Raw genomic sequence first — 21,329 nt, 5'->3', positions numbered from 1 at the left:
AATTACCTGCGAGGTAGTTCCGGGTCCCAGGTCACCGGCAGAGTCTTCACACCGAAGAAGATCGTGTCAGTCCGATACAGCGGTGCGGGATCGTCCACTGCCAGCGCCAGACTGGGAAATCGCTCGAACAGCGAGCGCAGGGCGAGTTCCATCTCCAGGCGAGCCAGCGGGGCGCCGAGGCAGAAATGCGGGCCGTAGCCCCACTGCAGATGCTTGCCCGAATCGCGGTCCAACCGGATCACGTCTTGATCGGCGAACATTGCGGGGTCGTTGTTCGCGGCTGGGATCGAAATCACGACCGCGTCGCCGGCCCGCATCTGCACGCCGCCCAGTTCCAGGTCGACCGTTGCCTGTCGCAGAATCGCGTCCTGTGAGATTGACCAATAGCGCATTGCCTCTTCGACGTACTGCCCGATCTTCGCCCCACCGTCGGTGAGGACCTGGGCGCGCAGGTTCGCATCGAGCAGCAGGCTCAGGACGTTGAGCGCGAGTTGGTTCGTGGTGGTCTCGTGCCCGGCGATGAGTACCAGCCGGGCGATACCGACCAGCTGGTCGATGGTGAGGTGACCGGTGCGCACGTGCTTGGTGGCCACCCGGCTCATCAAGTCCTCGCCTGGTTCCGCCAGCTTGGAAACGGCAAGGTCGCGAAGGTACTGCGTGATCTGCTGGTAGGCGGCAAAAGCAACCATCGGATCGTCCTGCGACAGCACGGTCCTGGTCAGTTCGACGAAGTTCCCAGTGTCTGCCGTCGGTACCCCGAGAATGCCCGCGATGATCATCGTCGGCAGCGCCCGGGTGAAGACCTGCTGCAGATCAGCCGCACCAGGCGATGCCGCGAGAATGTCGAGTAGATCGTCGATGCGCTGCTGCACCACGGGCCGGACGGCCCGAGCTCGGTGCGCGGTGAATTCGGACGTGATCATGCTGCGCAACCTGGCATGATCGGGATCGTCCATGCGCAGAAAGGAACTCGGTCGCTCGCCCGGTGGCACCTGGATGCGAACAGGTGCGCCTGGACGGACCTCGTCGGCCGACAGTCGCGGGTCCGCCAAAGCCTGCCGGACGTCGTCGTAGGCGGTGACCAACCAGGCACGCCGGGACTCGGTAGCGCCGGCCGGTAGCAGTACCGGGCACGCCGATTCGGTGCGCAGCAGGTCGAATTCGACCGGGGGACGGCCGTGCATAGTTCGTGAGAACGGCCAGTGCAGCACTTTTTCGGCGGTCGCGAGCATAAATGTTCCTCTAGGTGTCGGATGATTGAACGAGGCGACCGCCATCAACGGGACAGGCCTACGTAGCGACCCATCTGGGCAGCCGCATGATCGAAGAAGGCCTCGGGATCCCCCGCTACGCCGGCGATGTGGCCGTTGACCTCGAAGCCGACCATGCCATGCAGCTGAGTCCAGGCGACCAGCATGCGGGCGATGACCCAGTCGGGCAGGCCGTTGAGTAGGCCTTCGGCCAACGCAGTCACGTTTGCGGCCATCGCGGGCGGCAGCGGCAGGTCGTCCTCGCCGCCAAGAAGCTCACCGGCCGCGAGTGCCTCGTGCAGGGTGGCCAGCAACGCCAGCACCGTGCGGGCACCGGCGGCCATCGTCTCCGGCGGCGCGGAAAAATCGGGCACCGGCTGACCCCAGATGAGGCTGTACTCGTCCGGGTGGCCCAACGCCCAGGCCCGGACGCCCCGGCTGATCGCGATCCAGCGCTGCAGTGGCGAGTCACCGGGTACGATCGCGGCCTCCGCGGCGTCGCTCATGTCGTTGTAGGCGCCAAGAACCAGTGCGCTCAGTACCGCGTTCGAGTCGGGAAACGCCCGCCGGATCTTGTCCGGATCCTGGCTCGAGGCGGTGGCCAGCGTGCTAGGGGCGAGCTTCACGGTGCGCCGGGCAGCGAGTTGTTCGACGGCAGCGTCCCTGATCGGGCCCAGGTCGATGAGGACAGTGGAGTCTTCTAGCGTCATTGCCCTAGGCTGACCGGTAGCGTCGGACCGGTCGATTACCAGCGAGGTAATATCGGCGGATTCCAGAATTCGCCAGGGGCCGGTGCTCCGGCTGTGCCCTCAGAGCAGGGCGTCGGTCGCGGGATCGGCGGTTGCGTCGGAGAAGCGATCCAGAACCTCGGCGAACACCTGCTTGGCCGGCGCTGCCCGCAGGAACAGCGTCATCGACGAACGCAGCTTGTGCGCGTCGATGCCATCGAGAAGTTGGGCGGCACTAGAGGCGTCACTTGCCGTGACCACGTCGCGGACACCAGCGGGCGCGGGCCGAGCACGGGATTGGGCCAGATACGCCCGCGCTTCGCCGAGGGAGGTGATGGCGTACCTGCGTGACGTCGCGCTCTGCCCCAGTCCGGCGACTGCGGAAAGACGAACCACATCCAGTGGCTGGTCTTGCGCCCCGCCGTAGCTAGGCGAGCGCGCGATCGTAGGTGCCGCCCTCCTCCCTGTGCGGTGACGAAGCGGGTCAGGTGGTACTGGTCCTCACTGTGGACATTGCGCCGTACGGCTGGTTGCTGCCTGTGGGAACTCTGTGGCGACCCTGTGAGCTTGGCTGCCTTGGGGTTCTGATTGAGGATGGTTCGCCGGGACCCTCGTTGGCTGGGGCCTGGTTCGACCAGCACTGGCCGCACCGGTTCGACCAGCACCGGCCGCACCGGTTAGACTTCGCTGGTCGCGGTTCGCCGTGCGCCGCCTTAGCTCAGTCGGCAGAGCGTCTCACTCGTAATGAGAAGGTCCGGAGTTCGATTCTCCGAGGCGGCTCCACGTCCATCCTTTCCGCCCGCGGGTTTCCGAGGCCTTCCCGGTTGCACCAGGCATCGCCGCCCGAGCAACGCAGGGCGGCACCCGCCAGGACGCTCCGTCACACCGCGAGCCACGCAGCCGAGGCCGGGATGGGTGACGTAAGCGGGCGAGGACAACTATTGTTTCGTATGGACGTATAGCCAGGTGCTAAAAATAAAAACATGTGGCAGGCAAAGTTACTGTCCGTGATCAGCGAATTACTCAACGTTCGGATATTCGCTAATTCGGCGTAAAGTTCATCGAATTCCAAACCATGGTGGCGGCTGACTCCGAACGACGTTTGAATGGGTATCACGCTGCTCGAGCTACGAGCGGCACGCCCAACACACGGGGGCTTCTTTTGTTTCATCCTTATGTCATCAACGCTGCGCTGCGGCGCCGAGCCGTTTCGAGCGGCCTGGCGCTGAGCGCCTTCGGCCTCACGTGGGGGGCGTTCGCCCTTCCGGCGGCGCAGGCGGCCGGTTCGCCGGTGCTGCCCCCGGCCACGCCGGGGCCCATGCCGGGAGGGCTGTTGGGGCCGGCCGTCAGGTCCAGGCCGACCGTTCCGGTGGCAGTGCACCATTCGGCCTCGATCGCGGAACTAGTCGGTATCGGCGCGCTGATATTGCTCAGCCTCGCGCTCACCGCGGTCGCCGCAACGACGCTCTCGTGGATGCTTCATGCCTGGCGCACCCCGAAACACCTGAGCGGCACGCGGTTCAACGAGCTCACGCGTGACACTCACCTGAGCTTCTCGCTGCTGGTGCCGGCCAGGCACGAGCAGGCCGTCCTGGGTCAGACGCTGGATACCCTCGCCGCGGTGAACCACCCCGACGTCGAAGTGATCGCCATCATCGGCCACGACGACCCGGAGACCGAGTTGGTCGCGCGGGAGGCGGCTGCCCGCCATCCCGATCGGGTTCGCGTGGTGATCGACCATTCGGTCCCCAAGAACAAGCCGAAGGCGCTCAACACTGCGCTGAAGTCTTGCCGGGGTGACATCGTCGGCGTTTTCGATGCCGAGGACGAGGTGCATCCAGAGTTGATTCGCCACGTCGATGCCCGGTTTGCCGAAACCGGTGCTGACGTGGTGCAGGGCGGGGTGCAGCTCATGAACGCACACACAAGTTGGTGGACGCTGCGAAACTGCCTGGAGTACTACTTCTGGTTCCGCAGTAGATTGCACTATCACGCCGCGCGCAACTTCATTCCGTTGGGCGGTAATACCGTTTTCACCCGGACGGACTTGCTGCGCGAAGTGAAGGGATGGGATCCCGAGTGTCTGGCCGAGGACTGCGAGATCGGCGTGCGACTGTCCAGCCGCGGCGCGGTCGTCGCCGTCGCCTACGAGCCTGAGGTCGTCACTCGCGAGGAGACCCCCGGCAGTATTCGTTCCCTCGTCAAGCAGCGGACGCGGTGGAACCAGGGCTTCCTTCAGGTCCTCGGTAAGGGCGAATGGCGCAAGTTGCCGACTCGCAGTCAACGGCTGCTGGCCCGATACACCCTGTCGATGCCGTTCCTGCAAGCCATGACAGGGCTGCTGGTCCCGCTCTCAGTGGCGCTGATGCTCTTCACCAGTGTGCCCACCGGCGTGGTGCTGATCACGCTGCTACCGATCGTGCCCACGATCATGACGGTCGCGGTCGAGGCGGCCGGTTACGGGGAGTTCTGCAAGCTGTACGGCCTGAAACGCCGACTGCGGGATTACGTCTACCTGGTCGTGGGAGCCGTTCCCTACCAGCTGCTACTCGCCTTCGCATCAATTCGGGCGGTGGTACGGCAGTTGCGCGGAGACGGCAGCTGGGAAAAGACCGAGCACAGCAACCTGCACCGCATCGATACTGCGGGCGCGCAGGTGGACCCGCGTCTGGAGTTGGCGTCGTGACGAGCACCGCGATCCGGGCCAAAGTGCCCGACAGTGGGTTCCGCCGCCGAACCGAATGGCTCCAGGTGCATTGGCGCAGTCTGGCCACCCTGTCGCCGCTGCTCGTCCTGGCGATGCTGTGGCAGGGCATCGGAATGGCCGGCGCTCCGCAGCGCATCGACGATGAGGGTACCTATGTAGCCCAGGCGTACGCGGTTCAGACGTTTCACTCGTTGGGCCATTACACGTACTGGTATGACCATCCGCCGCTGGGCTGGATCCAGCTCGCTGCCTACACCTGGCTGACTGATGCCTTCGGCCGTGAACCGAACGCGGTGCTGGCCGGCCGCGAGGGCATGCTGTTCTTCCAGTTGGTGAGCTGCGTGCTGCTGTGGGTTGTCTGCCGGCGGCTGCTGATGGCGCGCTGGGCAGCTGCTCTGGCGGTGGCGCTGTTCAGCCTGTCCCCGCTCGCGGTGCAGTTCCACCGGACGGTCTACCTGGACAACATCGCGACTCCGTGGATCCTCGCGGCGCTGGCCTTGGCGTTGAGCCCACGCCGGCAACTATGGGCCTATGCCGCCTCCGGTCTGGCTTTTGCCATAGCGGTGCTCACGAAAGAGACGTCACTGCTGCTGTTGCCTGCGGTCGGCTACCTGTTGTGGCGTAGCAGCGGCATCGGTGGCACCCGCCGGTACGCCGTGTCCCTGGCGGCCTCGGCGTTCGTACTGACCGGCGGCTTCTACGTGCTCTACGCGGTCATCAAGAACGAGTTGATGCCCGGAGCCAATCACGTAAGCCTGCTCAATGGAGTCAAGTTTCAGCTGTTCACCCGCCAGGCCAGCGGCAGCATCTTCAGCCCTGGCACGCTGAGCCATGACCATCTGCACCAATGGCTGCAGCTGGACACGGTATTCCCGGTGCTGTCGGTGTTGGCAGTTGTCCCGGCGCTGGCGATCAGCAGGCTGCGGCCCCTCGCAGTGGGTTATGCGTTGCTCTTGCTGACCATGCTGCGGCCCGGCTATCTGCCCGTGCCCTATGTGATCGCGATGCTGCCGCTCGCGGCCCTGCTGATCGCCGGCGTCGCCGACCGCGCCGCCCACTGGGTGCCGCGTCGGTGGAAGACCAGAGTTGCTGGCCGGCGCAGCTTCGCCCCGTTACTGCCGGTGGTCGTGGTGGTCGGTCTGGTCGCGGTGGGACTGGGCGGCCCGGATTGGGTCTCCCAGCAGCGTGGTCTGTTCATCGGTCCGTTGGACAAGCCCGTGACCCAAGCCGAGAGCTGGATCGAGCAGAACATTCCGCACACCGCTCGCCTGACCGTCGACGACGCGTTCTGGGTCGATCTGGTTCGCAGCGGCTTTCCTCGTCAGAATGTGGTCTGGTACTACAAGGTCGACACCGATCCCGCGGTCCAACGGCTCTCGCCGGACGGGTGGAAGGACTACGACTACGTCGTATCCACCCAATCGCTGCGGACCAATCCGCAGGCGGCGCCGCAAGTCGCGGAGGCACTGAACAACTCCGTTCTGTATGCGGTGTTCGGTTCCGGCGACACCCGGGTGGAGGTGCGCCGGGTGATCTCGTCCGGTCTGGCTTCCTTCACCAGCCAGCTGAAGACCGCGACCGCGATGCGGAAAACCGCATCGGCGGCGCTCGCGGGAAACTCCGGGCTGAGTGAGACTCCGGCCGCGAGGGCTGAGCTGGCAACCGGAAGGCTGGATCTGCGAGCAGCGGCAGCCCTGGTCTCCCTCGCCGCGATCCAGCCGGTGAAGATCGATTCGCTGGCGATCGACCCGAGTGAGGCCGCCGCGGGACTGTCGATCAGGACGGTTGACGTGGCTGGACTTACCGTTGCCCAGGCTCGAGCCGAACTCAGTGGTCAGGCCACGAGCTATCAACCCATGCAGATCAAGGCACTTGCGTCCGGGGGTGTCCGACTGGTGTGGTCCATCGACGGCGACACCGTCGTGCCGCAGGGCTGATCACTCCGACAAACATCCCTCCTCACCCCTAAGGACACCTACGATGAATCGTTTCCGCCTCGCCGCTACCGGGGTCTTCGCCGTGGCTCTTGCCGCCGCAGGCACCGGTGGCCTCGCCTACGCCTCGCCCACGCCGACCGGCATTGCAGATATCCGCAGCGCTCACCTGTCACCGGACGCACCCGGGGTCGACGTCTACCTGACCGCGTTCTCCGGCGGCACCACCACGCTGTGGGTCCCGAACGAGGTATACGGCGGCGTCAGCAAGTACACCCCGGTCAAGGCCGGCCTCTACACGGTGTCGATGCGCCCGCACGGCGCGCCCGCCACCCAGCGGCCGATGATGACGTGGACGCTGGATGCCAAATCAGGCAAGGCCTATACCGCTGCTGCCGTGGGCAGTGGAACCGCGCGCAAGGGCGCGATCTTCAACGACGACCTGACCCCGCCCAAGCCCGGGACGGCGCGGGTGCGGCTCATTCAGGCCGCGAGCGTCGCACCAACCGCAACCGTGGTCGCGGTGAACGGGCCTGTGGTGGCCAAGGACGCCGCCTTCGCGACGGCCACCGGTTACGCGCAGGTGGCCGCGGGCACCTGGCCCTTGAAGGCGATAGCGGTGAGCATGCCGTCGGTGAGCACGGCTGGATCGGTATCCGTTGCCTCGGGAAGCGTCACCTCGATCCTGCTGCTCGACAAGCGCGGGGGCGGCCTCACCCTGAGCACCACATTGGACGCCGCGGGCGCGGTGAAGATGCCGGCCGGTGCGGTGCCGGCGGGCGGTGGCGGCACGGCCGGCACGTTCACGGCAACCGGCGGCGCGAAGGCTGAACTCGCACTGGAGCTCGGTGGGCTCGCGGTGGTTCTGCTGCTGGCGGGATTCGGCGTCCGTCGAGTGCGTTCGGATCGGTCGCCGGTGGCATGACGTCGCAGCGTCCACGACGGTGGTTGCTGGCTGCCGTTGTGGTTGTTCTGCTCGTGGTCGCTGGGGTGATCTTCCGCAATCGGCAGCAGCCGAGCACCGCGGATCGTGCGGCCCGGACACTGGCCGCGCACTTCCTCGCTACCTGGGTCGATGCCGACGGCCGGGTAGTACGGCGGGACCAGGGCAATGACTCGGTGAGCGAAGGCCAGGCCTATGGCATGTTGCTGGCCGTCACGGCCGGTGATCGCGCGAAGTTCGACACGATCTGGAGTTGGACGAGGATGCATCTGCAACAGCCGGACGGGTTGCTGGCCTGGCGGTGGGTGGACGGCAAGGTTGCCGACGAGCAATCGGCCGCCGACGCAGACATCGATGCCGCCTGGGCGTTGGCGCTCGCCGGCCGGAAATTCGGCGACTCGCACGCGACATCGAGTGGTAGGGCGCTCGCGGCCGCCGCGTTGGCACGTGAGACTGTCGCAACTCAATCCGGACGGGTGCTGGTCGCCGGGCCATGGGCGATCAAGTCCCCCGCGACGGTCAACCCCAGTTATCTCGTCGGCGGCACAGCGAGCATGTTGAGCCGGCTCACCGGTGACCGGGAGTGGGATTCGGTCGCCACGGCTACTCGCCGGCTCGACGGCACGCTCGTGAACTCCGCGCTTCCGCCGGATTGGGCTTCCGTGCACCCGGATCAGTCGTCGTCCGGGGTTACCCCCGCTGGCAGCCCGGATGGGTCGGCTGGTCCGCGGTATGGCTTGGACGCGCCTCGCCTGTTGATCCGACTGGCCTCGTCCTGCGACTCGGCCGATCGTGCCCTGGCGGCCTCCGCCTCGCGGGCTGTCGGTTCGCTGGGCGAACCGGCGATCCGGTCGCTGTCGGGGGAGCCGCAGGTGAGTTGGCGGCATCCGATCAGCGATGTGGCGGTCGCGGCAGTGGCTTCGGCCGCCGGTGACCGGGCCGGCGTCACGTCGGCGCTCAGCGCGGCGGAGCGAACGCAGGCCACCACCCCCACTTACTACGGAGCGGCGTGGATCGCGTTGGGCGCCGCAATGCTCACCACGCGGACGCTCACCGACTGCGCCGCAAGCACTTCATGAATATGGGTAGCAGGGGCGTACCGCTGGCTGCCGGTATCGCTGGTCTCACGCTCTTGACCATGCTGACCGGTTGTGGTGGTGGTGCCGCGCCCGACGCTTCGCCGACCACCTCGCGTGCGACTTCGTCCGCGAGGTCGACGTCGACCTCACCGGCGCTGGTGAGCAGCAATCCCACTGCGCTCGCTCCTGCCCCAGCGGCCGCCGCCACGACCTCGCCGCCGGTGTCGGTATCGATTCCGGCGATCGGCGTCACCAGCTCGTTACAACCGCTGGGTCTGGCCGACGACGGCACATTGCAGTCGCCCTCGCAATGGCAGCGTGCGGGGTGGTACGCCGACGGCGTTCGGCCCGGCGATCCCGGGCCTGCTGTCATTGCCGGACACGTCGACTCCGTCAGTGGTCCGGCGGTGTTCTTCCGCCTGAAGGACCTGCGGCCCGGCGACACCGCCACGGTGAGGCAGCAGAACGGCCACGTGCTGACATTCGTGGTGGACACGGTGCAGGAGTACCCCAAAGACAAGTTCCCCACCGCCGCCGTCTACGGACCGACCGCGCTGCAGGTATTGCGCCTGATCACCTGCACCGGAGACTTCGACCGCGCCGCGCACAGCTACGTCGACAACCTGGTCGTGTCCACCCATTTGGTGTCGTGACCGACCGGTACCCGTGTCGGAGAGCTGGTGTCTGCTCACGTGAATCGGGGGTCCAAAGCAAGCGCCTCTGTCGTAGCGAAGGTCACGCCTTGATCACCCGAGCCGTTCTGACTTGACAGATCCATCTGATTACGGTGAGCTACGACTGTTGATCACCAGCCGGCTGGGATCGGTGTCGCCGCTTTTCTGCTGCGATAACGAGAGCATTGTGCTCTGCCGCCCAGAATGTCATGGATTGACTGCGCTTGAGTCCGAGGATTCGGGCGCTCTGAACTGGTTGGAAAATTCACCCTCACGTGGATGACGGTGGAAGCCGCGCATTTTGCGCTCACAGTCTGCCTTCGGGCGGCGGAAGGATCGAGCATGACAGAAGTACAGAAGGGCCGTCGCTCCCGCTCGCGGACCATGGCGGCGAGTCTGGTCGGCCTGATGGCCGTAGGGGGTGCCGCGGTCGGGTTCATGCCGGGTGCCGCCGACGCGTCCAGCCACCGCGAGGCCCCGCTCACCGCGTCGGACCCCCAGATCGACAACACCGACGTGTACGCGTTCACCAGCCCCAACGACGCGAACTCGGTGACGCTCATCGCGAACTGGATACCGTTCGAGGAGCCCAACGGTGGTCCGAACTTCTATCCGTTCGCTGCGGGTGCGCACTACGACATCAACATCGACAGCAATGGTGACGGCAAGGCCGACATCGTCTACCGGTGGACCTTCACCAATCACGATGACCGTGGTACCAACACCTTCCTGTACAACAACGGGCCGGTCACCTCGCTGAACGACCCGAACCTGCTGTTCAAGCAGACGTACACGTTGCAGGCGATCAAGGGCGGTGTCGCCGCCACGATCGCCACCGGCACCGCGGCTCCCTCGGATGTAGGCCCCGCGTCGATGCCGAACTACGCCTCGCTGCGTGATGCCGCGATCACGCCGGTCCTCGGCGGCGCCGGCAAGACCTTCGCCGGTCAGGCCGACGACCCGTTCTTCCTGGACCTACGGGTCTTCGACCTGCTGTACGGGGCGAACCTGAAGGAGAGCGGTCAGAACACCCTGGCCGGTTACAACGTCAACACCATTGCGCTGCAGGTGCCCAAGGCGGCCTTGGCGTTGAACGGCAACAGCACCCGCAACCCGGTCATCGGGGTGTGGAGCAGCACCGAGAAGCAGACCCTTCAGCTCACCGCGGGCAAGGCGACCCCGAGCGGGCCGTTCGTGCAGGTATCTCGGCTCGGTAACCCCTTGGTCAACGAGGTCGTCGTACCGACCGGTCTGAAGGATGCCTTCAACTCGATCACCCCGGACGTCGACCACACCATCCCGGCCGTCGTCCAACGAGTGACCAGCCCCGAGGTGCCCAAGCTCATCCAGTCGATCTACGGCATCCCGGCGCCAGCCACGCCGCGCAACGATCTCGTGGAGATCTTCCTGACCGGTATCCACAAGACGCACCCGAACGACGCGGCCAACCCGATCCAGGCTGACCTGAACTCTCAGCTGCTCAACAAGGACGTCACCGCGTCGAAGTTCGTGGCGTCAGAGGAGCTGCGGCTCAACATGGCCGTTCCGGTCGCCGCCATGCCGAACCGGCTGGGCGTGCTGGCCAACGATTTGCAGGGTTTCCCGAATGGACGCCGGCTGTCCGATGACGTGGTCGACATCGAGCTGCAGGCGCTGGAAGGCGCTGCGCAGTCGGGTAAGCTCGTCTCCGCCCTCGCCGCCGGTGACGGGGTGAACACCAACGACAAGGCCTTCTCCAACAGCTTCCCGTACATCGCGTTGCCGAACGACAGGGCGGTCAACGGCGGTGTGAACCCCACCGTTGGTAGCAGCGGCATGACGATGCCGACCGGCGGGGTCGACACCGGCGCCGGTGGCACCGCGCTCCGCAGTCACGGAACCCCGATGGTTCCGATGACGACCGGTATCCTCGCAGTGCTTCTTCTCGGTTCGGCCGGACTGGTGTGGCGTCGCCGCAGCAACACTGCAGGAATGGACGCCAGCTAGTCGGCCTGACAGGTGCTGCCTGGGAGGCACGACGCCGAGATCGCTCGGCTGTCGTGCCTCCCAGATTGCCGTTGACGGCAGGAAGAGTCTTCGATGTCTGACACACCCCCGGTTGGGGAAAAGCCCGAGTCTGAGGATCCGGCCGAGCCGCCCCGGAGCGGTGACCGGCCCGCTAGCCGGTTTCCGGTCATGCCGGTCGCGTTCGCCACCGGCGGCCTGGTGCTCGGCGTCGCCGCCACCGTCCTGATCAGCTCCCTCGGGGGTTCGCACAAGAGCGCGTCCATGGCGGTGGCCGTCCCTCAGAAGTCCCCGGGCGCCATCAGCACGATCAGCAGGCCCGCGCCGGCGGCGCACATCAGCGGGTCGGTCAAGACCGACGAGACTGGACTCAGTCCTTCGGTGCCGACTGCCGTGAAGATCCCGAAGATCGGGGTGTCGTCCAGTCTGGTGAGCCTGGGCCTGGCCGCCGACGGCACCCTGCAGGTGCCCACGGACTTTTCCAAGGCGGGCTGGTATGTCAGCGGCGCCTACCCAGGTGAGGCCGATGAACCGCCGGCGCTGATCGTCGGCCATGTGGACAACTACAAGGGGCCGGCCGTCTTCTTCCGGCTCAAGGAACTCGGCGTCGGTGACAAGGTACTTGTGCCGCGGGCGGATGGAACCACCGCGACCTTCCTCGTCTACCGGACCGCTAATTACGTCAAGAGCTCGTTCCCTGCCCGGTCGGTGTACGCAGCGACGGGTCGGCCGGAGCTGCGGTTGATCACCTGCACGGGCCAATTCGACACCAACGCCCGCAGCTACCTGTCGAACTTCGTCGCCTACGCCTACCTCGCGAGCGGCAGCAAGTGATGCCGATTCGCTGGGCACTGCCCGGTGCGCTGGCCGGGGTCGGCCTCCTCGCCTTGGCGGGCACCGTCGCGGCCTTCACGGTGGGCACCGGCGGCGGCTCCACCCGGACGGCATCGGGTCCGGCCGGGGTGGCGTCGTCCTCTCCGGCGCGGTCGTCCATTCCGGACCCGATCGGGGCCGACATCGCCAAGCAGCAGGACACTGTGCGCGCCACGCCTGCCAACTACGGCGCCTGGGCGAGTCTGGGATTGGACTACGTGCAGCAGGCCAAGATCACCGTGGACCCCTCGTACTATCCGAAGGCCGAAGCGGTTCTGAAGAAGTCGCTCAGCATAAACACCAGCTCGAACTTCGAGGCGATGGCCGGCGAGGCCGCCCTGAAGGCGGCCGAGCACGACTTCACCGGCGCGTTGAGCTGGGCCCGACGCGGGCTGAAACTCAATCCCTACAACGCCAACCTGTACGGCTCGCTCAACGACGCGCTGACGCAGCTGGGCCGCTATCCGGAAGCGTTCGCCGCGGCGCAGAAGATGAACGACCTGCAGCCCGGGGTGGCCGCGTTCACCCGCGCCGAGTACGTCTTCGAGTTGCGCGGTGACATTTCCAACGCCCGGCTGGCGATGCGGCAGGCGCTGGCCTCCTCCACAGCCCCGGCGGACAAGGCATTCGCCTATTACTACCTCGGCGAGCTGTCCTTCAACGCCGGGGATCCGAAGACCGATCTGACGTTGTGCGAGACCGGCCTGACGATCGATCCCAGCTACTACCCGCTGATCCAGGGCAAGGCCCGGGCCGAGGCCGCCCTCGGTCGGACCGATGCGGCGACTCGCGACTACGCCGCGGTGGTCAACGCCGTGCCGCAGCCGGAGTACGTCGTGGAATACGGGGAATACCTGCAGTCGCTCGGACGCATGAAGGAGGCCCAGCAGCAGTACACCGTGTTCGACACGGAGAACAAGCTCTTCCAGGCCAACGGCGTCACGCTGGACACCGACCCGACGCTGTTCTACGCCAATCACGGCAACCCGGCCCTTGCATTGAAGTACGGCAAGGTAGGAATCCGAATCAGGCCGTTTATCGAGATGGACGACGCCTACGCCTGGGCTTTGCACGTCAACCACCGCGATGCCGAGGCCTTGGTCTGGGAGAAGAAGGCGATGGCGCTGGGCACCCGCAACGCGCTGTTCCACTACCACGCCGGAATGATCCACAAGGCATTGGGTAACAAGACACAGGCGAAAGCCGAGCTGACGGAGGCGCTGGCCATCAACCCGCACTTCAACCCGCTGGCGGCCCCGCTGGCCCGGACCGCGCTGGCGGGGTTGTGATCCGCCACGCCACGCTCCGTCGAACCGGACTGCTGGCCACCATGTTGATCGGCGCCTTCGCCGTGACCGGGCTGGCGGGCGCACCGACCGCAGGCGCTCACCCGCTGGGCAACGCAACAGTCAACCACTATGACGGGCTGCGGCTCTACCCCGACCGCATCGTCGACTCCGCCGTCGAGGACATCGCCGAGATACCGACGCTGCAACGCAAGTCGTTGATCGACACCAACGGCGACGGGACGATCGATGACGCCGAGCGGGCGGCGTACGCCAGCCGGCAGTGCGCCGCGATGGCGACCTCGACCTCGATATCGGTCAACGGCCAGCGGCTCTCATTGACAGTCGGCGCCTCCTCCTACGTCGAGCGGCCGGGAGTCATCCAGCTCACGGTGGGCCGGCTGTCCTGCCAGCTGACCGCAGCCGCGCACCTCGCGGGCCAGGCCACCGTCGCGGTCAACAGCAACTGGGATTCGGCCGGCATTGGCTGGCACGAGATCACCGCTGTCGGCGACCGGGTGACCCTGCGGCAGTCGCCGTTCCCGGCCCGCAGCGTCAGCGACGAGCTGCGCGCCTACCCCAACGACATGCTGTCCTCACCGCTCAACGTCCGGTCCGGTTCGGTCGCCACTGCTGGCGGCTCGGGCGCCTCCACGTACGCCGCGGCGAAAGACCTGCCAGTCGCCGGAGCAGCCGTCCGCGCGCTCAACCGAATCGCCACCGCCTTCAACAACCTCGTGGGCAGCAAGCACCTCACGGCCGGAATAGGTTTGCTGGCGATCCTGCTGGCCCTGGCACTCGGTGCTGGACACGCCTTCCTGCCCGGCCACGGCAAGACCATCATGGCGGCCTATCTGGTCGGCCGTCAGGGCCGATTACGCGACGTGGTCCTGGTCGGAGCCACGGTGACCGTCACCCACACGGCCGGCGTGCTCGTCCTCGGCCTGATCATCAGTATCACCGCAGCGTTCTCGACAACCGCCGCCGAACAGGACCTGGGCATCCTGTCCGGGCTGATCATCGCCGCGGTGGGGCTCGGGCTGCTGGTCTCGGCGAGCGCCCGGTTACGCAAGCACAGACAGGCCACCGTCGTAGACGAAGTCGTAGACCTCGCCCTGGTACCGGCGGGTGGCACCCATGCCGACGTCATTCTCGCGAGCCATGACGCACACGGCCATACCCACCAACACGGCGACACCCACCAACACGGCGACACCCACCAACACGGCGACACACATGAACACGGCCACACACATGAACACGGGACCAGCCACGACGAGCCGCACGAGCACCGGCACGACGAGCCGCACGAGCACGTACACAGCGGGGGACACGAGCACCGGCACGGGTTCGGGTCGCGGAGTCACTCACACCAGCCTGGCCAGGGATTCAGCCGTGGCGGCTTGATCGGCCTCGGTGTTGCCGGTGGCCTGGTCCCTAGCCCGTCCGCGTTGCTGGTACTCCTCGCGGCCATCGCGCTCGGTCGCACCGCATTCGGGATCACCCTGGTTCTCTTCTACGGGCTCGGAATGGCCGGGGCGCTGACCGCAGCCGGCCTGATCCTTGTCAAATTGCGCAACCAGTTCGCCCGACTCGCCTCGGGCAGACGGCTCAGCGCTGCCAACCGGCTGGCCTTCCTCATGCCGATCCTCACCGCCGGTCTGGTCCTGGTCGTCGGAATCGGCCTCACACTGAGAGCTGCACATGGCATCGTCTGACTCCCTCAAACCCCGCCACGTACTGGGCACAGGCCTGGCTGCACTAATGGTGATCGGGGGCATTGCCGGCTGCGGCCACACACAAAAATCCGCCGCCACAGGGCTGTTCGACGATCAGCAGCAGGGCACTCTGACCTGCATGAGGCACCAGTCCCAACGGCCCGGCCCGCTCTACACCGGTGCCGCGCAGCATGCGGACACCGCTCACATCCTGCAAATGATGCAGTACTACACCAGCAACGGGGCGAAACCGTATTGCGACGGCGCGAGCCCAACCACGATCGACCAGGCCTGGGCCAGGTTGTACGTCTCGCTCGGTGGCCAGGCGGTCAAGGTGCATACGGCGTCGGGGGGCTCCTGACACCGAGTGCTCAGCGACGGGCAATCCGTCCGGCGTTCGGTTCCGAAGTCCTCTCGTAAAGAGGAGCGTGGCATCGCGAGATGGCCTTGCTCTCTGGCATCGGCCGGCGTTCGGAGCTGAGTTGTCCCTGCAGGGTGCTAACGACCTCTCGCCAGCACTTATGAAGCTGGTTCAGATCCCGCTGGGTCAGGGGGACCTGGCGTCCGTCCTGCAATCGATAGCTCACATCGTGCACGAGTCGATCACCGGCGTGGATGGAGCCTGCATCCGGTTGGTAGAGGCCGATCGCGCGGATGCGGTTGCCGGCACCGAGAAATTCGCCACCGAGCTCGAACGGCTGCAGGACGAGCTCGGCGAGGGACCCTCCTTGAGCGCCGCCGCCGGGGCTCAGCCGGTGATGTCCGGATCGCTCGGCGGTGAGCCTCGCTGGTCCCGATTCGGGCCACGCGCGGGCCGTGTGGGCCTGCACAGCGTCTTGGCGCTGCCACTGCGCGTCGAGCCACCGCTGGGCGCGGTCACCTTGTACGCGAAGGCGAAGAATGCCTTCACCGATCCGGTTGCCCAGCGTGCGCAGCTGGTAACCGCGGCAGCTTCGGCGGTTATCGCCAACGCCCAGCAGTTGGCCGCGGCGAATCGGCTGGCAGCGAGCGCCCATTGGGCCATGACCGAGGGTGCCGTCGTGGAGCGCGCGGTCGGAATCTTGATGAGCCGGCGCGGTAGTGGCCCCGACGAAGCTCTGACTGCTTTGCGTGACCTCAGCCAGCGACAGAACGTGAAGCTGGCTGAGCTTGCCACCAGCATCGTCGACGAAGCTGCCCGTCGAGCCCGCGACCGCAGCATCATCGCCGGTCCGGTGCCACCACTGACCTAGCGAAGCCAATCCGTCTGTACAGCTGGGGCGGGGGTAAGCGCTGTCCGAAGCTGGGCATCCGTCGGGAGTTTGCCAAATGCAGCGATCACTCGGGGACGTGGTCCAGGAAGTCCAGGACGCGCTCGATACGCCCGTGCGCATCGGTGACGACGACGTCGAATCCGATGACGACCGGTTCGGCCCCTGCCGGCCCGAGCTCCCACTGGAACCGCGCCTGGTTGTGGTGCACATCCACGTTGCCGACGGGTGAAGACCAGCCCGGGAACTGTTGCTGAACGGCGCTGATAGTGGCGTTCAGCGCCGCACGACCGGCCACCTCGGTCATCGGGTCCGGCCATGCGGCCTCGCTCCAGCACTGGTCGATCAGCGCGTGGCGGGCGTCGGAGTCGGCCTCGTTCCAGCAGGCCAGGTAGTTGGTGATCAGGTCGGTCATAACAGTCGCTTCGGTGTGCTGCTTGACGAGGGCGAGCTTTGCTTCGGTGCATCGGTCGTGTCGATTCCCTTGCGGTGATGCGTGGCCGGGACATCGGAGGTAATCGCGCGGCGTCCGGTGACCGCTAGCGTCTGGCGGATGACGTCCACCGCCAGCCGTCCGGTCGGGCCAACTGCTACGTGAATGGCGCGAGCGTCGACGGCTGAGCCAGCTGGAGTTGTCCGTCCGAGCCGAGATCTTGAGGCGGCACCTGAGCTTCGTCGAGACTGGCCGCTCCCGACCCACCCCGGAGATGATCTTGAAGCTGACCGATCACCTCGAGGTGCCGCTGCGCGAGCGCAACGTGCCTATTCCCGAAGGGAATAGGCACGGGATCACCCCCGCGCGAGCGGGGAACAGATCGATCGCGACGAAGACCTCGCTCGGCATGTCGGATCACCCCCGCGCGAGCGGAAACAGAAAAAATCGTCGGACGTGCCGTGCTCGGCCACGGGATCACCCCCGCGCGAGCGGGGAACAGCGGCACTGGGACGCCCGCCGGGTCCGGGTCGACGGATCACCCCCGTGCGAGCGGGGAACAGAGTTTTCTGCGGTTCGCATGGCGACATGGCCCCGGATCACCCCGCGCGAGCGGGGAACAGGGTGTAGGCGGTGAGCTTGCACGCGTCGTCATCGGATCACCCCCGCGTGAGCGGGGAACAGTTGTCTGCGGTGGTTGCGGTTCGCCGTGCGAAAGGATCACCCCGCGCGAGCGGGGAACAGGTCCACGGGGATGACCTGGGACGCGCCAGCGGGGATCACCCCCGCGCGAGCGGGGAACAGGTGGTGTACCCACCGGACCGGCAGATGGTGGTGGGATCACCCCCGCGCGAGCGGAGAACAGAACAGCGTCGGAGCCACCGGCTCAGGGGTGTAGGGATCACCCCCGCGCGAGCGGGGAACAGGGATTCGATTTGGAAGACGCCGACGGTGTCGCCGGATCACCCCCGCGCGAGCGGGGAACAGGGCGGCGCTGTCGGCGGTGACGACGCTGGTCAGGGATCACCCCCGCGCGAGCGGGGAACAGGACTTCCAGCCGCAGGCCGCCTACCAGGTGGCGGGATCACCCCCGCGCGAGCGGGGAACAGGGCGCGTCCAGGCCGAGTCCGGCACCGGAGCTGGGATCACCCCCGCGCGAGCGGGGAACAGCGCGCTCAGCGTCAGGCGGCGGCCGGCCGCCAGGGATCACCCCCGCGCGAGCGGGGAACAGCGCGCTCAGCGTCAGGCGGCGGCCGGCCGCCAGGGATCACCCCCGCGCGAGCGGGGAACAGCAGTTCGGGACCGGTGGGCCGACCACGAAGACCGGATCACCCCCGCGCGAGCGGGGAACAGGCCGGCGGGGGTGGAGCTGCCCCCGGGTTCGGCGGATCACCCCCGCGCGAGCGGGGAACAGACCCCTGCGTTGGACGAGAGCTCGCTGCCGTTCGGATCACCCCCGCGCGAGCGGGGAACAGCGATCCCGTCCGCGTGTGCGGTGCTTGAGGACGGGATCACCCCCGCGCGAGCGGGGAACAGGCTGCCGTGCAGGTGCTCGTCGAGGCCACGGAGGGATCACCCCCGCGCGAGCGGGGAACAGAAGTCCGACGACCTCCGCAAGGCGGCCGACGTTGGATCACCCCCGCGCGAGCGGGGAACAGGTGTACGGGATCGTGGTGCCGTTCTCGACCCCGGGATCACCCCCGCGCGAGCGGGGAACAGGACGGCGACGCCGCCTGCGCCCTGGACATCAAGGGATCACCCCCGCGCGAGCGGGGAACAGTGTAAAACCGTCACCCAGAGGTCACCGCCCTGGGGATCACCCCCGCGCGAGCGGGGAACAGTGGTGTTGACACGATGGCGGCACGGGGGTAGTGGGATCACCCCCGCGCGAGCGGGGAACAGTTGTACTCGGCCTTCTTGCCCTTGTCGCCCGACGGATCACCCCCGCGCGAGCGGGGAACAGGAGGAGCAGAATCGGTCGGGTGACCGCGATCACGGATCACCCCCGCGCGAGCGGGGAACAGGCCTACGAGAAGTAACTCAGCTGGTAGGTGAGAGGATCACCCCCGCGCGAGCGGGGAACAGGGTCGAGTTCGAGGTGTTCGGTCCGGCAGGTGAGGATCACCCCCGCGCGAGCGGGGAACAGACACCAGCCACCTGTGTCACCAGCGCGTCGTTGGGATCACCCCCGCGCGAGCGGGGAACAGTTCCTCGACACGCTCAATGAGTACGGTGTCCAGGGATCACCCCCGCGCGAGCGGGGAACAGACCGCCGACGCCAAAGGCATCAAAGCCGACGAGGGATCACCCCCGCGCGAGCGGGGAACAGTTCGCCAGGTTGCCCTGGGCGATGCCGGAGTAGGGATCACCCCCGCGCGAGCGGGGAACAGATCGTGTCGGGTGTGCCCGCCAGGCCGGCGACGGGATCACCCCCGCGCGAGCGGGGAACAGCCCGCCCGACCTTCGGCCCAGGGATGAGGACAAGGATCACCCCCGCGCGAGCGGGGAACAGTCGGCCACGGCCAGGACGGGGGTCTGGGCGAAGGGATCACCCCCGCGCGAGCGGGGAACAGGGCCCCCGAGTGGTCACCCTGGGCGACCAACCAGGGATCACCCCCGCGCGAGCGGGGAACAGCGGCACAACCCGGCGGTCGGTGGTGACGACTCGGGATCACCCCCGCGCGAGCGGGGAACAGGGCGACCCGCGCACCGCCGCGGTCCGCGAGTTCGGATCACCCCCGCGCGAGCGGGGAACAGGTGGGGGTGGGCCAGCTGGGGAGGCCTCTGAGGGGATCACCCCCGCGCGAGCGGGGAACAGGTAGCCGAGGCCAACCTGCAACTGGTCTACGACGGATCACCCCCGCGCGAGCGGGGAACAGCCGGCGAGGGACGGGAACTGCACCTGTGCCGGGGGATCACCCCCGCGCGAGCGGGGAACAGCCTAAACCGCCGTCCAAGTGGTCCCGTGACGAGGGATCACCCCCGCGCGAGCGGGGAACAGGTCACGGTCGGCATGGCTTAGCCCTCTTCCGTCGGATCACCCCCGCGCGAGCGGGGAACAGATCGGGTACGTCACCGACTCGGCCACCATCGGGGGATCACCCCCGCGCGAGCGGGGAACAGGTCTGCTCCACCGGCGGTGTGCCAGGTGCCGGGGGATCACCCCCGCGCGAGCGGGGAACAGGTGTCGGCGAGCCCGTTACCGGCCTTCGACAGGGGATCACCCCCGCGCGAGCGGGGAACAGCGTTGGTGTTGCTCATCGGAGCCACCGGATGATGGATCACCCCCGCGCGAGCGGGGAACAGTCGGGGCTGATCTCGACCATGCCGTTGAAGGTGGGATCACCCCCGCGCGAGCGGGGAACAGGTTACAGTGACCGACCCGGCCGGCGCGGCGGCGGGATCACCCCCGCGCGAGCGGGGAACAGCGCTGCACCGTTCTTTCTGTAGTCCCAGCCCCAGGATCACCCCCGCGCGAGCGGGGAACAGACTTGATCGTCATGATCTCGCCGCTGTAGGCGGGGATCACCCCCGCGCGAGCGGGGAACAGATGGCGAGCACCATCGCCTGGCCGGCCAAGGCCGGATCACCCCCGCGCGAGCGGGGAACAGGTGCTCGAAGGGCGGCCGTACGGGTTCACCGAGGGATCACCCCCGCGCGAGCGGGGAACAGGCGGCCAGGCACCGTAGCCGTAACGTCGTGGTGGGATCACCCCCGCGCGAGCGGGGAACAGCCATCGACCAGCGGCTTGAGTGTCGCCACCAGGGGATCACCCCCGCGCGAGCGGGGAACAGGACCTGGTGGACGCGGTGGGGTCGGCGGTGGTGGGATCACCCCCGCGCGAGCGGGGAACAGGTCCGCGGCGAAGGTCAAGAGGGCGACGTGGCTGGATCACCCCCGCGCGAGCGGGGAACAGCTCGCGATCACACACCTGGGCGGCATCGACTTCGGATCACCCCCGCGCGAGCGGGGAACAGGCGTGGCCGTCCTGGGTGCCGTCCGGTCACTACGGATCACCCCCGCGCGAGCGGGGAACAGGCGCACGCGGACGGGATCGCCACGTGGAACGCCGGATCACCCCCGCGCGAGCGGGGAACAGCCAGAGGTTCCGTGTCGGCGGCGCTCGAAAACTGAACAGTTTCGGCGGTGAGAAGTGAGCACTCAACGATTGGAGTGTGATCACTTTGGAGGACTGGGCGCTGATCAGGAGGCTGGCGGCGGAGGGTGTGCCGAAGGCGCGGATCGCTGAACGGCTGGGTATCTCGCGGACGACGGTCATCAAGGCTGTGGGCTCGCAGGCGCCGCCGAGGTATGAGCGGTCGCCTAGCCCGACGTCGTTCACCGTGTTCGAGCCGCGAGTGCGGGCGCTGTTGAGGGAAGTGCCGGACATGCCGGCGACGGTGCTGGCCGAGCGGGTGGGGTGGACGGGCTCGATCCGGTGGTTCCGCGA

General features: G+C 67.2%; 15 protein-coding genes, 1 tRNA gene, 2 pseudogenes and 1 CRISPR repeat array. Of the genes and pseudogenes, 14 read left to right on the top strand and 4 right to left on the bottom strand.

The genetic code is table 11. The annotated features are described in order from the left end of the window. Positions 1–2 precede the first annotated feature (2 nt). The 3 genes and pseudogenes from RM423_RS12030 to RM423_RS25595 all read right to left on the bottom strand — a co-directional run bounded on the left by RM423_RS12030 (position 3) and on the right by RM423_RS25595 (position 2,619). The gene (locus RM423_RS12030) at positions 3–1,232 is read right to left on the bottom strand and encodes a cytochrome P450 (protein ID WP_311423272.1); all 1,230 of its coding nucleotides are present in this window, start codon (positions 1,230–1,232) and stop codon (positions 3–5) included. A gap of 44 nt (positions 1,233–1,276) precedes the next feature. After that, positions 1,277–1,960 carry a TetR-like C-terminal domain-containing protein gene (locus RM423_RS12025; protein WP_311423271.1) on the bottom strand — a complete coding sequence of 228 codons (684 nt, stop codon included), beginning with the start codon at positions 1,958–1,960 and terminating at the stop codon, positions 1,277–1,279. Between the two features lie 99 nt (positions 1,961–2,059). Continuing rightward, positions 2,060–2,619 (bottom strand): annotated as a pseudogene (locus tag RM423_RS25595) (DUF1810 family protein). 66 nt (positions 2,620–2,685) lie between these two features. Between RM423_RS25595 and RM423_RS12015 the strand changes: the two are divergent. From RM423_RS12015 to RM423_RS11960, 12 genes are all read left to right on the top strand, one after another. After that, positions 2,686–2,761, top strand: a tRNA-Thr gene (locus RM423_RS12015). 535 nt (positions 2,762–3,296) lie between these two features. Beyond that, a complete protein-coding gene (locus RM423_RS12010; RefSeq protein WP_396327701.1) occupies positions 3,297–4,664 on the top strand; it encodes a glycosyltransferase in 1,368 nt (455 codons plus the stop codon). After that, complete coding sequence (locus RM423_RS12005; RefSeq protein ID WP_311423268.1) at positions 4,661–6,622, top strand: ArnT family glycosyltransferase; 1,962 nt, start codon at positions 4,661–4,663, stop codon at positions 6,620–6,622. Before RM423_RS12010 ends, RM423_RS12005 begins: the two co-directional genes overlap by 4 nt. Positions 6,623–6,665: 43 nt before the next feature. Further along, positions 6,666–7,544 (top strand): DUF4397 domain-containing protein, encoded by an 879-nt coding sequence (locus RM423_RS12000; protein WP_311423267.1) that lies wholly within the window; start codon positions 6,666–6,668, stop codon positions 7,542–7,544. A 38-nt stretch (positions 7,545–7,582) separates the two neighbouring features. Further along, a complete protein-coding gene (locus RM423_RS11995) occupies positions 7,583–8,641 on the top strand; it encodes a glycosyl hydrolase family 8 (RefSeq protein WP_311423266.1) in 1,059 nt (352 codons plus the stop codon). A 59-nt stretch (positions 8,642–8,700) separates the two neighbouring features. Continuing rightward, a complete protein-coding gene (locus RM423_RS11990) occupies positions 8,701–9,294 on the top strand; it encodes a class F sortase (protein WP_311423265.1) in 594 nt (197 codons plus the stop codon). 363 nt (positions 9,295–9,657) lie between these two features. Next, on the top strand, positions 9,658–11,301 hold the full coding sequence (locus RM423_RS11985) for a DUF4331 domain-containing protein (protein WP_311423264.1): 1,644 nt from the start codon (positions 9,658–9,660) through the stop codon (positions 11,299–11,301). Between the two features lie 189 nt (positions 11,302–11,490). Further along, positions 11,491–12,153, top strand: a complete 663-nt coding sequence (locus RM423_RS11980) for a class F sortase (protein WP_311423263.1) — start codon at positions 11,491–11,493, stop codon at positions 12,151–12,153. Then, positions 12,153–13,481: a tetratricopeptide repeat protein gene (locus tag RM423_RS11975; protein ID WP_311423262.1), complete on the top strand. Its 1,329-nt coding sequence runs from the start codon at positions 12,153–12,155 to the stop codon at positions 13,479–13,481. The genes RM423_RS11980 and RM423_RS11975 overlap by 1 nt, the downstream gene beginning before the upstream one ends. Further along, a complete protein-coding gene (locus tag RM423_RS11970) occupies positions 13,478–15,196 on the top strand; it encodes a hypothetical protein (RefSeq protein WP_311423261.1) in 1,719 nt (572 codons plus the stop codon). The genes RM423_RS11975 and RM423_RS11970 overlap by 4 nt, the downstream gene beginning before the upstream one ends. Positions 15,197–15,335: 139 nt before the next feature. Further along, a complete protein-coding gene (locus RM423_RS11965; protein ID WP_311423260.1) occupies positions 15,336–15,557 on the top strand; it encodes a hypothetical protein in 222 nt (73 codons plus the stop codon). Between the two features lie 160 nt (positions 15,558–15,717). Then, positions 15,718–16,428 (top strand): GAF and ANTAR domain-containing protein, encoded by a 711-nt coding sequence (locus RM423_RS11960; protein ID WP_311423259.1) that lies wholly within the window; start codon positions 15,718–15,720, stop codon positions 16,426–16,428. A gap of 85 nt (positions 16,429–16,513) precedes the next feature. Here RM423_RS11960 and RM423_RS11955 read toward each other — a convergent pair whose 3' ends face one another. After that, on the bottom strand, positions 16,514–16,861 hold the full coding sequence (locus tag RM423_RS11955) for a nuclear transport factor 2 family protein (protein WP_311423258.1): 348 nt from the start codon (positions 16,859–16,861) through the stop codon (positions 16,514–16,516). A 138-nt stretch (positions 16,862–16,999) separates the two neighbouring features. Between RM423_RS11955 and RM423_RS26250 the strand changes: the two are divergent. After that, positions 17,000–17,204: pseudogene (locus RM423_RS26250) on the top strand (helix-turn-helix domain-containing protein); the annotation flags it as partial. 450 nt (positions 17,205–17,654) lie between these two features. Continuing rightward, positions 17,655–20,978: direct repeats of the CRISPR family, unit length 28 nt; unit sequence GGATCACCCCCGCGCGAGCGGGGAACAG. An 85-nt stretch (positions 20,979–21,063) separates the two neighbouring features. Further along, positions 21,064–21,329, top strand: a 266-nt coding sequence (locus tag RM423_RS11945; protein ID WP_311423342.1) for a helix-turn-helix domain-containing protein, incomplete at its 3' end; no start/stop codon positions are given.

The organism is Jatrophihabitans lederbergiae, from assembly GCF_031845305.1.
GTDB lineage: Bacteria > Actinomycetota > Actinomycetes > Mycobacteriales > Jatrophihabitantaceae > Jatrophihabitans_A > Jatrophihabitans_A lederbergiae.
The sequence above is the reverse complement of the archived record's forward strand: the minus strand, read 5'-3'. Positions and strand labels throughout refer to the sequence as shown.

What these genes read in the sequence shown, in the direction of transcription:
- RM423_RS11990 (WP_311423265.1), top strand. Translation starts at nt 8,701, where the DNA reads ATGCTGACCGGTTGTGGTGGTGGTGCCGCGCCCGACGCTTCGCCGACC.
- RM423_RS11960 (WP_311423259.1), top strand. Translation starts at nt 15,718, where the DNA reads ATGAAGCTGGTTCAGATCCCGCTGGGTCAGGGGGACCTGGCGTCCGTC.
- RM423_RS12000 (WP_311423267.1), top strand. Translation starts at nt 6,666, where the DNA reads ATGAATCGTTTCCGCCTCGCCGCTACCGGGGTCTTCGCCGTGGCTCTT.
- RM423_RS11955 (WP_311423258.1), bottom strand. Translation starts at nt 16,861, where the DNA reads ATGACCGACCTGATCACCAACTACCTGGCCTGCTGGAACGAGGCCGAC.
- RM423_RS12010 (WP_396327701.1), top strand. Translation starts at nt 3,297, where the DNA reads ATGCCGGGAGGGCTGTTGGGGCCGGCCGTCAGGTCCAGGCCGACCGTT.
- RM423_RS12025 (WP_311423271.1), bottom strand. Translation starts at nt 1,960, where the DNA reads ATGACGCTAGAAGACTCCACTGTCCTCATCGACCTGGGCCCGATCAGG.
- RM423_RS11965 (WP_311423260.1), top strand. Translation starts at nt 15,336, where the DNA reads ATGAGGCACCAGTCCCAACGGCCCGGCCCGCTCTACACCGGTGCCGCG.
- RM423_RS11980 (WP_311423263.1), top strand. Translation starts at nt 11,491, where the DNA reads ATGCCGGTCGCGTTCGCCACCGGCGGCCTGGTGCTCGGCGTCGCCGCC.
- RM423_RS11975 (WP_311423262.1), top strand. Translation starts at nt 12,153, where the DNA reads ATGCCGATTCGCTGGGCACTGCCCGGTGCGCTGGCCGGGGTCGGCCTC.
- RM423_RS11985 (WP_311423264.1), top strand. Translation starts at nt 9,658, where the DNA reads ATGACAGAAGTACAGAAGGGCCGTCGCTCCCGCTCGCGGACCATGGCG.
- RM423_RS12030 (WP_311423272.1), bottom strand. Translation starts at nt 1,232, where the DNA reads ATGCTCGCGACCGCCGAAAAAGTGCTGCACTGGCCGTTCTCACGAACT.